This is a genomic window from Rathayibacter sp. Leaf248 (assembly GCF_920939495.1).
In the GTDB taxonomy this organism is placed as follows: Bacteria; Actinomycetota; Actinomycetes; order Actinomycetales; family Microbacteriaceae; genus Rathayibacter; species Rathayibacter caricis.
This window is the reverse complement of sequence record NZ_CAKLAV010000002.1, coordinates 1,050,479-1,063,293: the sequence shown is the minus strand read 5'-3', so window position 1 is coordinate 1,063,293 and position 12,815 is coordinate 1,050,479. Positions and strand designations below refer to the sequence as shown.

Genomic DNA, 12,815 nt, shown 5'->3' with positions numbered 1-12,815 from the left:
ACTCACGGGGAGCGGCGCCGACCACCGGCCGATCCTAGTTCGTGCGGAGCCCGCCCAGCCAATTCGAGAGCAGGCGCAGGCCCGCCGCGCCGGACTTCTCGGGGTGGAACTGGGTGGCCGAGAGCGGCCCGTTCTCGACCGCGGCGATGAAGGGGCCGCCGTGGTCGGCCCAGGTGACCGCGGGAGCGGGGAAGGGCGGCATGACGTCGAGCGACCACTCCCGAGCGCCGTAGGAGTGGACGAAGTAGAAACGCTCGTCGGCGATGCCGTCGAAGAGCACCGAGCCCTCGGGAGCACTGACGGTGTTCCAGCCCATGTGCGGAACGACCTCGGCGGGCAGGAGGTCGACAGTGCCGGGCCACTCGCCCAGACCCTCGCTCTCGACGCCGCGCTCGACGCCGCGCTCGAACAGCACCTGCATCCCGACGCAGATGCCCAGGACGGGCCGCCCGCCGGACAGGCGCTTGTCGATGATCTCGCCACCGCGCGCCGTCGTCAGGGCGTCCATGACCGCACTGAACGCCCCGACGCCGGGGACGAGCAGTCCGTCGGCCTCGAGCGCCTTCGTGCGGTCCGACGTCAGCTCGACGTCGGCGCCGGCGAGCTCGAGCGCCTTGACGGCGGAGTGGACGTTGCCGGATCCGTAGTCGTAGACGACGACCGAGGGACGGGCGCTCACAGGGCGCCCTTGGTCGAGGGCACGCCGACGACGAGCGGGTCGAGCGCCTTGGCCTGACGGAACGCGCGGGCGAACGCCTTGAACTCGGCTTCCGCGATGTGGTGGGGATCGCGTCCGCCGAGCACGGTGACGTGCACGGTGAGACCCGCGTTGAAGGCGATCGCCTCGAAGACGTGGCGCACCATGGAGCCGGTGAAGTGCCCGCCGATCAGGTGCAGGGCGAAGCCCTCCGGCTCACCGCTGTGCACCAGGTAGGGGCGTCCGGAGATGTCGACGACGGCCTGCACGAGGGCCTCGTCGAGCGGCACCAGCGCGTCGCCGAAGCGGGAGATGCCCGACTTGTCGCCGAGGGCCTGCCGGATGGCGGTGCCGAGCGCGATGCCGATGTCCTCGGCCGTGTGGTGGATGTCGATCTCGATGTCGCCCGTCGCCCGGACACGGAGGTCGGTGAGCGAGTGCTTGGCGAAGGCGGTGAGCAGGTGGTCGAAGAACGGCACGCCGGTCTCGAGGTCCGCGGTGCCGGTGCCGTCGAGGTCGATCGAGAGCTCGATGCTCGACTCGCTGGTGGCACGGCTGAGGGAGGCGGTGCGCCCGGATGCGGCGCTCGGAGAGGTCATGCGACCAGTCTATTCGCCGCTCCGCGGCCGCCCTCGGGCCGGGCGCTACTCGTGCGCGAGTGCTGCGGCGGGGTCGGCGTCGAGGGAGGGCAGGGACGCGAGGGCGTCGAGGAACGCCGTCGTCTCCTCCGCGGTGCCGGCGCTCACGCGCAGGTGGTTCGGGATGCCGACGTCACGGATGAGGACGCCCCGGGCGAGGAGCGCCTCGAAGGTCGCGCCCGGATCGGAGACTCCCCCGAAGAGCACGAAGTTGCTGCCGCTCGCGTGCGGGGTGTACCCGAGCTCGCGGAGGCCGACGACCATGCGGTCGCGCTGCTCGATGATGTCGCCCACCATCGCCAGCATCTCGTCGGAGTGCGCCAGAGCGGCGGTCGCGGCCGCCTGGGTGAGCGCAGAGAGGTGGTATGGCAGGCGGACGAGGCGCAGCGCGTCGACGACGGCGGGGTCGGCGGCGAGGTACCCCAGACGCACTCCCGCGAAGGCGAACGCCTTGCTCATCGTGCGGGAGACGAGCAGCCGGGGGCGTCCTGCGAGCAGGCTTAGCGCGGTGGGCGCGCCGGGGCCCCCGAACTCGGCGTACGCCTCGTCGACCACGACGATGCCGTCCGTGGCGTCGTAGACCGCTTCGACGGTCTCGAGGGAGAGGGGCGTGCCGGTGGGGTTGTTGGGTGCGCAGAGGAAGACGAGGTCGGGCTGCGCACGCCGGACCTGCTCGGCCGCGTACTCGGCGCCGACCTCGAAGTCGTCCTGTCGCGGAGCGCCGATCCACTCGGTGCCGCTGCCGGAGGCGAGGATCGAGTACATCGAGTAGGTGGGCGCGAATCCGAGCACGGATCGCCCCGGGCCGCCGAAGGCCTGAAGGATGTGCTGCAGGACCTCGTTGGAGCCGTTCGCCGCCCAGACGCCGTCCGCGGTGAGACCGTGTCCGAGGTAGGTGGCCAGCGAGTCGCGCAGCTCCCGGAACTCGCGATCGGGATAGCGGTTGACCGTCCGCAGGGCGACGGACACCCGCTCGACGATGTCGGCGATCACCCCGTCGGGGACCGGGTGGGTGTTCTCGTTGACGTTGAGTGCCACGGGGACGATCTTCTGCGGAGCGCCGTACGGCAGCTTCCCTCGGAGATCGTCGCGGAGGGGGAGGTCGTCGAGAGTCGTCACCAGGGAATGGTAGCGGCGACAGGGGAACCGATCCGGATACTGCGCGCCCGCTCCCGCCGAAGCGGCAGCCGCCGGATCAGCGGGCCAGCTCGTACCCGGACGGAACGGCAAGCCGCTGGCCGGGCTCGAGGCCGGCGCTCGCCAGCTGGTTGAGCGAGAGGAGGTCCGAGACGACGTCGCGGGGGTCGGAGTCCGGAGCGATGTCCTCGGCGAGCGACCAGAGGGATTCCCCCGCACGCACCGTCACGTACTGGAACTGCACGTCGGAGGACTCGCCGGAGGCGACCGCTCCGCCGCCGTTGAGGCCGAACACGAACGCTCCCGCGACGATCGGGAGAGCGCCGAGCACCGCCAGGACGCCGCGACCGCGGCGGGTGATCCGCAGGCGCACACGAGCGACGGCAGGCGACGCGACGGCAGGAGCCGCGATGACGGAGACCTGCGCCTCCTGGACGGAGGTGACGCGGTGCTGGTCGATGTGCTGGTCGATCATGGGGATCGCTCCTTTCAGCAGGGACTCGGGGCGGACCTCGGCCGGGAGGCCGCCCCGAATCTCTGTTCCGAATATATCTTCGAATAAAGCGAGAGGCAAGAGCCTGTCGCGTCGTATCCGTCGACGGATCGTGCGACACACTCGAACGAATGTTCCGAACGGGAACCCCCGGCGGATACAGTTTCGAGAGCCCGCTGGTAGTACAGCAGCGACCACCGACATCGGTGATCGACGAGGAGCCGGGCGGGCGCGCACGCGGGGTGCGCGCCGAGAGAGGACGATGTGAGCGACGCGCAGACCGCCAAGGCGAAGCAGGGCACCGGACGACGCCGGAAGAACCTGAGCGCGAAGCAGCTCGCGATCCTCGACGTGATCCAGCGCTCCGTCTCGAGCCGGGGCTACCCGCCGAGCATGCGCGAGATCGGCGACGCCGTCGGGCTCGCCTCGCTCTCGAGCGTCACGCACCAGCTCAACCAGCTCGAGCTCAGCGGCTACCTCCGGCGCGACCCGAACCGCCCCCGCGCGCTCGAGATCCTCATCGACGTCCCGAGCTCCACCGAGGACGACGGGTCGTTCGAGTCGAGCGTCACGGTCGGCGACGCCGCCATGGTGCCGCTCGTCGGCCGGATCGCGGCCGGCGTCCCCATCACCGCCGACCAGCAGATCGACGAGGTCTTCCCCCTCCCCCGCCAGCTCGTCGGCAAGGGCGAGCTCTTCATGCTCAAGGTCGTCGGCGAGTCGATGATCGACGCGGCGATCTGCGACGGGGACTGGGTCGTCGTCCGCTCGCAGCGCACCGCCGAGAACGGCGAGATCGTCGCGGCCATGCTCGACGGGGAGGCCACGGTGAAGGTCCTCCGGCAGCGCGACGGCCACACCTGGCTGCTCCCCCGCAACTCCAACTTCGAGCCCATCCTGGGCGACGAGGCCGAGGTCCTCGGCAAGATCGTGGCCGTGCTCCGCTCGGTCTGAGCCGCTGCGGCCGTGCTCGACGCAGCCCGGTCAGGACAGGAGGAGGGGGCGGACGGCCGAGAGCCGTCCGCCCCCTCCGTGTTCCACTTCTCGACCACGGCCTCCACGGGGCCTCACCACGCCTCGACGGCCGCGTCGACCCTCGTGCTCAGCGATGCCACTGCGCCGTCCTAGCCGTGGGTCTTCAGGCCGCAGCCCGGGTCGATCGGGAGCTGGCGCCGGAACGGACGCGTGGACCCTCGGCCCTCCGGGGGCCACCGGAGGAAGGGCGGTGCCACGCCGTCGAGGAGCGGGACGAGCGTGAGGGAGTACGACGTCGGAGGTGGCGCTCGGCGCTCCGGAGACGACGGAGCGCCCACCTCCCCACAGCGGGGGAAGCGGGCGCTCGCGTCGTGCGGTCAGGCCTCGACGGACGCCGCGGGGGCGGCGAACTCGGCGAGCGAGCCCGCCAGGTCCTGGTGGACGAGCGCCTGGACGCGCGTCCCTCCGTCGACGTACTCGGTCGCCAGGATGCGGCCGCTGCGGTGCAGGTGCGACACCACGTCGCCGCGGTCGTAGGGGACGAGCAGGTCGATCTCGACGTCGGGCTCGGGCAGGATCTCGGCGATCCTGGCCTGCAGCTCGTCGATGCCCTCGCCGGTCCGCGCGGAGACGAAGACGGCATCCGGAGCGAGCCCGCGGAGGACGAGGCGCGTGCCCTCGTCGACCAGGTCGGACTTGTTTAAGGCGATGATCTCGGGGATCCCGCGCGCTCCGACCTCGCCGATCACGTCGCGCACGGTTGCGATCTGCCCGGCGGGATCGGGGTGCGAACCGTCGACGACGTGGACGATGATGTCCGAGTCGGCGACCTCCTCCAGCGTCGAGCGGAACGCCTCGACCAGCTGGTGCGGCAGTGCGCGCACGAAGCCGACCGTGTCGGCGAACGTGTAAAGCCGGCCGTCGGCCGTCTGGGCCTTGCGGACGGTCGCGTCCAGCGTCGCGAACAACGAGTTCTCGACGAGGACCCCGGCGTGCGTCATGCGGTTCAGGAGGCTCGACTTGCCCGCGTTGGTGTAGCCGGCGATGGCGACGGAGGGCACGGCGTTCCGCTTGCGGTTCGCGCGCTTCGCCTCGCGCGCGGGCTTCATCGCGGTGATCTGCTTGCGCAGTCGCGCCATGCGCGTGTGGATTCGGCGACGGTCGAGCTCGATCTTCGTCTCACCCGGTCCACGCGAGCCCATACCGGCTCCCGCGCCCACCTGGCCACCGGCCTGGCGCGACATCGACTCACCCCATCCGCGCAGTCGCGGGAGGAGGTACTCGAGCTGAGCGAGCTCGACCTGCGCCTTGCCCTCGCGGCTCTTGGCGTGCTGGCTGAAGATGTCGAGGATCACCGCGGTGCGGTCGATCACCTTCACCTTCACGACGTCCTCGAGTGCGCGACGCTGGCTCGGTGCGAGCTCGGTGTCGGCGACCACCGTGTCGGCTCCGAGGGCTGCGACGACTCCCGCGAGCTCCTGGGCCTTGCCCTTGCCGAGGTAGGTGCTCGGGTCGGGGTGCGGACGCCTCTGCAGCAGCCCGTCGAGGACGGTCGCGCCCGCGGTCTCGGCGAGGGCGGCGAGCTCGTGCAGCGAGTTCTCCGCGTCCTCGAGCGAGCCCTGCGAGTACACGCCGATCAGCACGACGTTCTCGAGGCGGAGCTGCCGGTACTCGACCTCCGTGACGTCCTCGAGCTCGGTGGACAGACCGGCGACGCGTCGCAGGGCCTGGCGGTCGGCACGGTCGAACTGCTCGCCGTCCGAGTCCTCGCCCTCGTGGCCCGAGGTCTGCAGCGCCTGTGCGCCGCCCGCGACGAAGCGCGAGTATCCCGCCGACCGCGACTGCGCGTTCGCCAGGACCCTCGAGACGACGTCCACGGCCTCGGTCGTGTCGGTCTCGTTCAGGTCTTCCGTCATCCGGATAACACTAACTCCTCAGCTGTTGATAAGTTCACTTCCCATGGCCGCCGAGCACTACTTCACGAGCACTCCCGACGGCGACATCCGGCCCCGCAGGATCACGGCCCGTCTCGCGGGCCGCGACCTCGAGCTCACCACCGCCGGAGGCGTGTTCAGCCCCGGCCACGTGGATCTGGGAACGCGCGTCCTGCTGGACACCGTCCCCGAGCCTCCCGCCGGCGGGGACCTGCTGGACCTCGGCTGCGGCTGGGGCCCGATCGCCCTCGCGCTCGCCCTCGACGCACCGGACGCCCGGGTGTGGGCGGTCGACGTCAACCAGCGGGCGCTCGAGCTGGTCCGTCGCAACTGCGAGGAACTCGGCGTCACCAATGTCAACGCCGTGCTGCCCGAGGATGTTCCCGACGACGTGCGGTTCAGCACGGTCTGGTCCAACCCGCCGATCCGGATCGGCAAGGTCGAGCTCCACGCTCTGCTCGAGCGCTGGCTCCCCCGCCTCGAGACCGGAGCGGACGCCTGGCTCGTCGTGCAGCGCAACCTCGGCTCCGACTCGCTCCAGACCTGGCTGACCGAGACGTTCGCCGATCGCCTGGAGGTGGAGCGCGCCGCCGTCTCCAAGGGCTTCCGCGTGCTGCGGACGACCCGGATCTGACGGAGCCGGCTCAGTCGATCCGGATCGTGCCGGTGTAGACGAGATCGGCAGGCCCCGAGAGACCCACGTGCTCGCCCTCCTCCGTGGCGAACATCGACACCCCGAGGGTGCCGCCGGGCACATCGACGCGCCAGGACTGCGGAGCGCGCTCCCCCGCCCAGTAGCGGACCGCCAGGGCCGCTGCAGCGGCACCGGTGCCGCAGCTCAGGGTCTCGCCGCTGCCGCGCTCGTGCACGCGCATCCGGATGCGGCCGATGCCGTCGTGGATGAGCGGCTCCCCCGGCACGACGAACTCGACGTTCGCCCCGTCGACGGGCTCGGGATCGAGCTGCGGGATGTAGGTCAGGTCGGCGGAGTCGAGCTCCTCGTCGTTGCTGAGCGCGACGACGACGTGCGGGTTGCCGAGATCGATGCCGATGCCCGGACGCGCGACCTTGAGCTCCTTCGCGCGCACCAGCGGCTCGCCGCCCGCCAGCCGCCAGCGCCCGAGGTCCACCTGGAACCCCGCTCCGCTTCGCGTGACGTCGCGCACACCGGCGCGGGTGCCGATCGGCAGCGTGTCGCCGGGCTCGAGCTCGGCCAGGCCGCCGGCGAGGAGGAACGCGGCGTAGACGCGGATGCCGTTGCCGCACATCTCGGCGATCGAGCCGTCGGCGTTGCGGTAGTCCATGAACCACTCGGCCTCCGGCTCCTCGGACAGCGAGGCGGCCCCCTCGGCGATCGCCTTCGAGCGCACGGCGCGGATGAGGCCGTCGGCTCCGACTCCGAAGTGCCGGTCGCAGATCATCGCGATCTGCGCAGGAGTGAGCTCCACCTCGCCGTCCGGGTCGCTGAAGAGCACGAAGTCGTTGCCGGTGCCCTGGCCCTTGGTGAAGTGCAGCTCGATCGTCATGGCGGACAGCCTAGCGAGACGGCGGGCCGCCGAGCTGGGCGGCGGGGATCGCGCGCTCGAGCAGATCCGGGGCTCCCGACGGCAGCCGGTGGGCGTCGCGGTACCGGCGGAACCAGCTGTTCTGGCGCCGCGCGTACCTCCGTGTGAGAGCCTGCGTCGAAGCGATCGCCTCCTCCTGCGTGGCCTCGCCCGCGCGCTGCGCGAGCGCCTGCGCATAGCCGATGGCGCGGCTCGCGGTCACTCCGCGCTCGATCCCGAGCGGGATCAGCGCGTCGATCTCGTCGAGCATCCCGTCCGCCCACATCCGCTCGACGCGGGCGTCGAGCCGTGGCACGAGCACCTCGCGGGGCGCCTCGAGGAACAGGAGCGCGGCCGGTCGCCACAGCTGCGGTTCGTCCGACATGAGTGCGCTGTGCGGCGAACCGGTCAGCTCGGCGATCTCGAGTGCACGGACGATCCGGCGCAGGTTGTGCGGACCGATCCGACCGGCCACGTCCGCGTCGATCGCGCGCAACCGCGCGAAGAGCACGGCCGGGCCTTCGCGCTCCGCCGTCTCCTCGAGAGCGCGGCGGACGTCCGGATCGGTGCCGGCGAAGGAGAACTCGAACACGACGCTGGACACGTAGAGTCCGGAGCCGCCGACCAGGATCGGAACGGCTCCGCGCGACAGCACGTCGTCGATGACACGACGCGCCTCTGCCTGATAGCGGGCGACCGACGCCTCCTCCGTCACCTCGAGCACGTCGAGCAGGTGGTGCGGGACGCCCCGGCGCTCCTCGGGCGCGAGCTTCGCCGTCCCGATGTCCATGCCGCGGTAGAGCTGCATGGCGTCGGCGTTCACGATCTCCGCCGCGCGGCCAGAGCCGAACACCCACTCGGCGAGGTCGAGGGCGAGCTCGGACTTGCCCGTGCCGGTCGCTCCGACGACCGCGATCACCTCCGGCGCGGAAGGCTCAGCGCTCGCCATCGAGGGCGTCGTAGATCGGAGTCGTCAGCGCCGCGGGGCGCACGCGGAGCGACGGCAGGCCGAGGGACACCCGCGGCGCGGCCCCCTCGGACGTCGGGGGCACTCCGCAGGACTCGGTCTGCGAGCGGTCCCAGGCGTCGCCCGCCCGCGTGCGGCGGATGCGCAGCGGCGCTCCGTCCGCGGAGTCCGCCAGGAGGTAGAAGGGTGCCGCGCGGGTGATCCGCACCGTGACGACGTCGCCCGGACGCGGCTGCTCCGACCCCGCGGGCACGTCGAAGTGCACCAGGCGGCTGTCTTCCGCGCGGCCGCTGAGCCGGTGGGTCTCGGCGTCGCGACGTCCCTCCCCCGTGGCGACGAGCACATGCACCTCGCGCCCGACGACAGCGCGGTTCTCCTGCTCGCTGATGGCGTCCTGGAGGGCGACCAGTCGCTCGTAGCGCTCCTGGACGACCTCCTTCGGCACCTGGTCGGGCAGCGTCGCGGCCGGCGTGCCGGGGCGGATCGAGTACTGGAAGGTGAAGGCGGACGCGAAGCGCGCCTCCTCGACGACCCGCAGCGTCTCGGCGAAATCGGCTTCCGTCTCGCCCGGGAAGCCGACGATGATGTCGGTGCTGATCGCCGCGTGCGGGATGCGCGCGCGGACGCGCTCGAGGATCCCGAGGAAGCGCTCGGAACGGTAGGAGCGGCGCATCGCCTTCAGGATCCGGTCGGACCCCGACTGCAACGGCATGTGCAGCTGCGGCATGACCGCGGGGGTCTCGGCCATCGCGTCGATGACGTCGTCGGTGAAGGCCGCGGGGTGCGGGCTCGTGAAGCGGATGCGCTCGAGCCCGTCGATCGTCCCCGCGGCGCGGAGGAGCTTCGAGAACGCCTGCCGATCGCCGAACTCGACGCCGTACGAGTTCACGTTCTGCCCGAGGAGCGTCACCTCGATCGCACCGTCGTCGACGAGCGCCTGGATCTCGGCGAGGACGTCGCCCGGACGGCGGTCCTTCTCCTTGCCGCGGAGGGACGGGACGATGCAGAAGGTGCAGGTGTTGTTGCAGCCGACCGAGATCGACACCCACCCGCTGTAGGTCGAGTCCCGCTTGGTGGGAAGGGTCGACGGGAAGACGTCGAGCGACTCGAGGATCTCGAGCTGCGCCTCGTCATTGTGCCGCGCGCGCTCGAGCAGGCTGGGGAGCGCGCCCATGTTGTGCGTGCCGAAGACGACGTCGACCCACGGGGCCTTGTCGAGGATGACGTTCTTGTCCTTCTGGGCGAGGCAGCCGCCGACGGCGATCTGCATACCCTCGTGCCGCCGCTTCACCGAGGCGAGGTGCCCGAGGTTGCCGTAGAGCTTGTTGTCCGCGTTCTCGCGGACCGCGCAGGTGTTGATGACCACCACGTCGGCCTCGGCACCGTCGGCCGGCACGTAGCCCGCCGCCTCGAGGGAGCCGCTCAGGCGCTCGGAGTCGTGGACGTTCATCTGGCAGCCGAAGGTGCGGACCTCGTAGGTCCTCGGACGGCTGCCTGCGGCGGGGACCGGAGCGGGGCTGAGCGTGGTCATGGTCTCGGATTCTACGCGCCGCCCGGAGACCCTCTTGAGCGGCGCGGCGACCGCCCGGGACGGCGGATCAGCGGAAGCGGACGCTCGAGCCGGGCTTGCGCACCGTCTCGCGCACCACGCGCTGCACGAGGGCACCGGAGTATCCCCGGCGGGCGAGGAAGCCCGTCAACCGCCGCTCGGCGACCTCGTCCGACAGCGATCGCAGGCTCGGGAGGCGCTTCCGCGCGAGCTCCACGGCGGTGCGGTACTCGTCGTCGCCGTCGAGCTCGTCGAGCGCCGTCGCGATCGCGTCGGCATCGAGCTTGCGGGCGCGGAGCTCCTGCATGATCGAGGAGCGCCCGAGCTTCTTCCGCTCGCGCAGCTGCGTGACGAGCTGCTCTGCCATGCGGTGATCGTCGAGGTAGCCGAACCGGGCGAACCGGTCGAGGATCTCGAGCGCGTCCTTCTCGGCGACTCCCTCGGTGTAGAGGCGGGCCTCCACCTCGGCGACAGACAGGCTCTTCCGCGCGAGCCCGCGCACGATGCGATCGGCGATCTGCTCGGGATCGGGCTCCTCCGGGAGCTCCGAGACGTCCTCGTCGGCGTCCCGGAACTCTGGAGTGTCCGCGGAGACCTCAGCGACCGCTGCAGGAACCGCGGAGCGGCGGGCGACGTGCGCGGACAGCTCGGCGATCCGATCCGTCCGCTCGTCGCCCGCCTCGGCGACGGCAGGAGCGGAGACCGACGCCTCCGACTCGCGCTCGCCCTCGGACACCCAGGGCAGGAAGGCGACGGGGCGGCCCGCTCCCGTCGGTCCCTCCGACCCGCTCACCGGACTCAAGCGCCCTTGCGGACGGGCTGCTTGGCGACGGGCTGCTTCGTCTCGATCGCGACCGGAGCGGCGTCCTTCACCGCGTTCGGATCGGCGACCACGCCGAGCTTGATCAGGATGCGCTTCTCGATCTCGGCCGCGATGTCGGGGTTGTCGATGAGGAACTGGCGCGCCTTCTCCTTGCCCTGTCCGAGCTGGTCGCCGTCGTAGGTGTACCAGGCGCCGGACTTGCGGACGATCTCGTGCTCGACACCGAAGTCGATGAGGCTGCCCTCGCGCGAGATGCCGATGCCGTAGAGGATGTCGAACTCGGCCTGCTTGAAGGGCGGGGCCATCTTGTTCTTGACGACCTTGACGCGGGTGCGGTTTCCGACGGCGTCGGTGCCGTCCTTCAGCGTCTCGATGCGGCGGATGTCGAGTCGGACGGAGGCGTAGAACTTGAGCGCCTTGCCGCCCGCGGTGGTCTCGGGGCTTCCGAAGAAGACGCCGATCTTCTCGCGCAGCTGGTTGATGAAGATCATCGTGGTGTTCGTCGTGTTCAGACCACCGGTGAGCTTGCGGAGCGCCTGCGACATGAGTCGCGCCTGGAGGCCGACGTGGGAGTCGCCCATCTCGCCCTCGATCTCGGCGCGGGGCACGAGCGCCGCGACGGAGTCGATCACGATCAGGTCGATGGACCCGGAGCGCACGAGCATGTCGGCGATCTCGAGGGCCTGCTCACCCGTGTCGGGCTGCGAGACGAGGAGGGAGTCGATGTCGACGCCGAGCTTCTTCGCGTACTCCGGGTCGAGCGCGTGCTCGGCGTCGATGAACGCCGCGATGCCGCCGTTGCGCTGGGCGTTGGCGATCGCATGCAGGGTGAGGGTCGTCTTTCCGGAGGACTCGGGGCCGTAGATCTCGACGATGCGGCCACGCGGGAGCCCGCCGATGCCGAGCGCGACGTCGAGCGCGATGGAGCCCGTCTGGATCACCTCGACGGGGGCGCGCTCGTCGCTGCCGAGGCGCATGACGGCGCCCTTGCCGAACTGGCGGTCGATCTGCGCGAGTGCGGTCTCGAGGGACTTCTCGCGGTCTGAGGAACTGGGCATGGCCGTCTCGCTCTCGTGTCGGGGTGGTATCGCCTACAGGCTGTCGCGTCGTGCCGGTGGTGCCGCCGTACGAGTACGACGCCGGCCGGATGCGACAAGGCGGTGAAGCAGGTCCGTTGACTTGTCTCGACGGTATGCCCGACCACCGACATCGGTGGAGGACACGAGCGCCACCGTGGAGACGGCGGCGTTCCTGCTTCTGTGGAGGAGCTTATCTCCGTTCGAACAGGACTTCGATCACCAGGTCACGGCGTGTCGAACACGACTTCGGTCGACACGCGTCGCCACCGCTCAGCGGCGGCGCTTCGCCGGATCGATCCCGTGCCAGCGCGACTCGGGCACGTCGTTCGCCCGGCAGAGCGCGAGCCACACTTCGCGGGGCTCCGCGCCGTCCTTCAGCGCACGGTCGGCCGTGCGGCCGTCGAGCTCGGTGAGGACCAGGTCCGAGACCAGCACGCGGGCGTAGGCCGACCCGAACTCGTCGTCGACCAGCTGCCGGAAGTCGCTCAACCTCATGCCTCCACGCTAACCGCAGGCGCGCCCGGCCGGGAACGCCGAAGGGCGCCCGGGCCGGAGCCCGAGCGCCCTTCGCGTGGAATGGGGGTGGTGGATGGTGAGGACGGAGCCGTCTACCGCGTGACGAGATCCGCGTCGAATCCGGCGACCATGTCGGCCGGGATGGTGTCGGGAATGGTGTCGATCCCCTCGATCACGGCGAGTCGGTCTCCGACCTCGCGCATGATGACCGAGATCGGGGTGTCGAGCGCATCGGCGACCGAAGCGAGGATCTCGGAGGACGCCTCCTTCTGACCGCGCTCGACTTCGCTCAGGTATCCCAGAGCGACACTCGCCTTGCTCGCCACCTGGCGGAGCGTGCGACCTTTTTGCAGGCGAAAGTCCCTGAGGACATCGCCGATCTCCTGACGAACTAGAACCACTGGACCCTCCTTCTCCACGTCAACCGCTTCTTCGTCCACGGTCTCGTCGAAGGATGCCGGAG

14 protein-coding genes are annotated in these 12,815 nt (G+C 70.7%); 2 read left to right on the top strand and 12 right to left on the bottom strand.

Annotated elements, in window-relative coordinates; translation table 11 throughout:
* Positions 1-34: 34 nt before the first annotated feature.
* From hisH to LRG51_RS18000, 4 genes are all read right to left on the bottom strand, one after another.
* A complete protein-coding gene (hisH, locus tag LRG51_RS18015) occupies positions 35-679 on the bottom strand; it encodes an imidazole glycerol phosphate synthase subunit HisH (protein ID WP_055793304.1) in 645 nt (214 codons plus the stop codon).
* Positions 676-1,296, bottom strand: a complete 621-nt coding sequence (gene hisB / locus LRG51_RS18010) for an imidazoleglycerol-phosphate dehydratase HisB (RefSeq protein WP_055793307.1) — start codon at positions 1,294-1,296, stop codon at positions 676-678. The genes hisH and hisB overlap by 4 nt, the downstream gene beginning before the upstream one ends.
* A gap of 45 nt (positions 1,297-1,341) precedes the next feature.
* Positions 1,342-2,454 (bottom strand): histidinol-phosphate transaminase, encoded by a 1,113-nt coding sequence (locus LRG51_RS18005; protein ID WP_055793310.1) that lies wholly within the window; start codon positions 2,452-2,454, stop codon positions 1,342-1,344.
* A 76-nt stretch (positions 2,455-2,530) separates the two neighbouring features.
* Positions 2,531-2,947, bottom strand: a complete 417-nt coding sequence (locus tag LRG51_RS18000; protein ID WP_055793313.1) for a LysM peptidoglycan-binding domain-containing protein — start codon at positions 2,945-2,947, stop codon at positions 2,531-2,533.
* Positions 2,948-3,229: 282 nt separating this feature from the next.
* Between LRG51_RS18000 and lexA the strand changes: the two genes are divergently transcribed.
* On the top strand, positions 3,230-3,919 hold the full coding sequence (gene lexA / locus LRG51_RS17995; protein WP_055793315.1) for a transcriptional repressor LexA: 690 nt from the start codon (positions 3,230-3,232) through the stop codon (positions 3,917-3,919).
* Between the two features lie 398 nt (positions 3,920-4,317).
* Here the strand turns inward: lexA and hflX are convergent, their stop codons facing one another.
* Positions 4,318-5,856, bottom strand: coding sequence for a GTPase HflX (gene hflX / locus LRG51_RS17990; RefSeq protein WP_230674051.1), 1,539 nt, complete (start codon positions 5,854-5,856; stop codon positions 4,318-4,320).
* Positions 5,857-5,899: 43 nt separating this feature from the next.
* On the opposite strand from hflX, the gene LRG51_RS17985 reads away from it, so the two are divergent.
* Positions 5,900-6,508: a class I SAM-dependent methyltransferase gene (locus tag LRG51_RS17985; protein WP_230674050.1), complete on the top strand. Its 609-nt coding sequence runs from the start codon at positions 5,900-5,902 to the stop codon at positions 6,506-6,508.
* A 10-nt stretch (positions 6,509-6,518) separates the two neighbouring features.
* On the opposite strand, the gene dapF is transcribed toward LRG51_RS17985, so the two are convergent.
* The 7 genes from dapF to LRG51_RS17950 all read right to left on the bottom strand — a co-directional run bounded on the left by dapF (position 6,519) and on the right by LRG51_RS17950 (position 12,753).
* The gene (gene dapF, locus LRG51_RS17980) at positions 6,519-7,400 is read right to left on the bottom strand and encodes a diaminopimelate epimerase (RefSeq protein WP_055793324.1); all 882 of its coding nucleotides are present in this window, start codon (positions 7,398-7,400) and stop codon (positions 6,519-6,521) included.
* Positions 7,401-7,410: 10 nt separating this feature from the next.
* Entirely contained in the window at positions 7,411-8,367 is a 957-nt protein-coding gene (miaA, locus tag LRG51_RS17975; protein WP_230674049.1) for a tRNA (adenosine(37)-N6)-dimethylallyltransferase MiaA, read from the bottom strand.
* A complete protein-coding gene (gene miaB / locus LRG51_RS17970; protein ID WP_055793330.1) occupies positions 8,354-9,916 on the bottom strand; it encodes a tRNA (N6-isopentenyl adenosine(37)-C2)-methylthiotransferase MiaB in 1,563 nt (520 codons plus the stop codon). The genes miaA and miaB overlap by 14 nt, the downstream gene beginning before the upstream one ends.
* A 67-nt stretch (positions 9,917-9,983) precedes the next feature.
* A complete protein-coding gene (locus LRG51_RS17965; protein WP_055793333.1) occupies positions 9,984-10,727 on the bottom strand; it encodes a regulatory protein RecX in 744 nt (247 codons plus the stop codon).
* A 5-nt stretch (positions 10,728-10,732) separates the two neighbouring features.
* The gene (gene recA, locus LRG51_RS17960; protein WP_055793336.1) at positions 10,733-11,815 is read right to left on the bottom strand and encodes a recombinase RecA; all 1,083 of its coding nucleotides are present in this window, start codon (positions 11,813-11,815) and stop codon (positions 10,733-10,735) included.
* Positions 11,816-12,106: 291 nt separating this feature from the next.
* Entirely contained in the window at positions 12,107-12,331 is a 225-nt protein-coding gene (locus LRG51_RS17955) for a DUF3046 domain-containing protein (RefSeq protein ID WP_055793340.1), read from the bottom strand.
* Between the two features lie 113 nt (positions 12,332-12,444).
* Positions 12,445-12,753 (bottom strand): helix-turn-helix domain-containing protein, encoded by a 309-nt coding sequence (locus LRG51_RS17950; RefSeq protein ID WP_055793878.1) that lies wholly within the window; start codon positions 12,751-12,753, stop codon positions 12,445-12,447.
* Between the last annotated feature and the right edge of the window lie 62 nt (positions 12,754-12,815).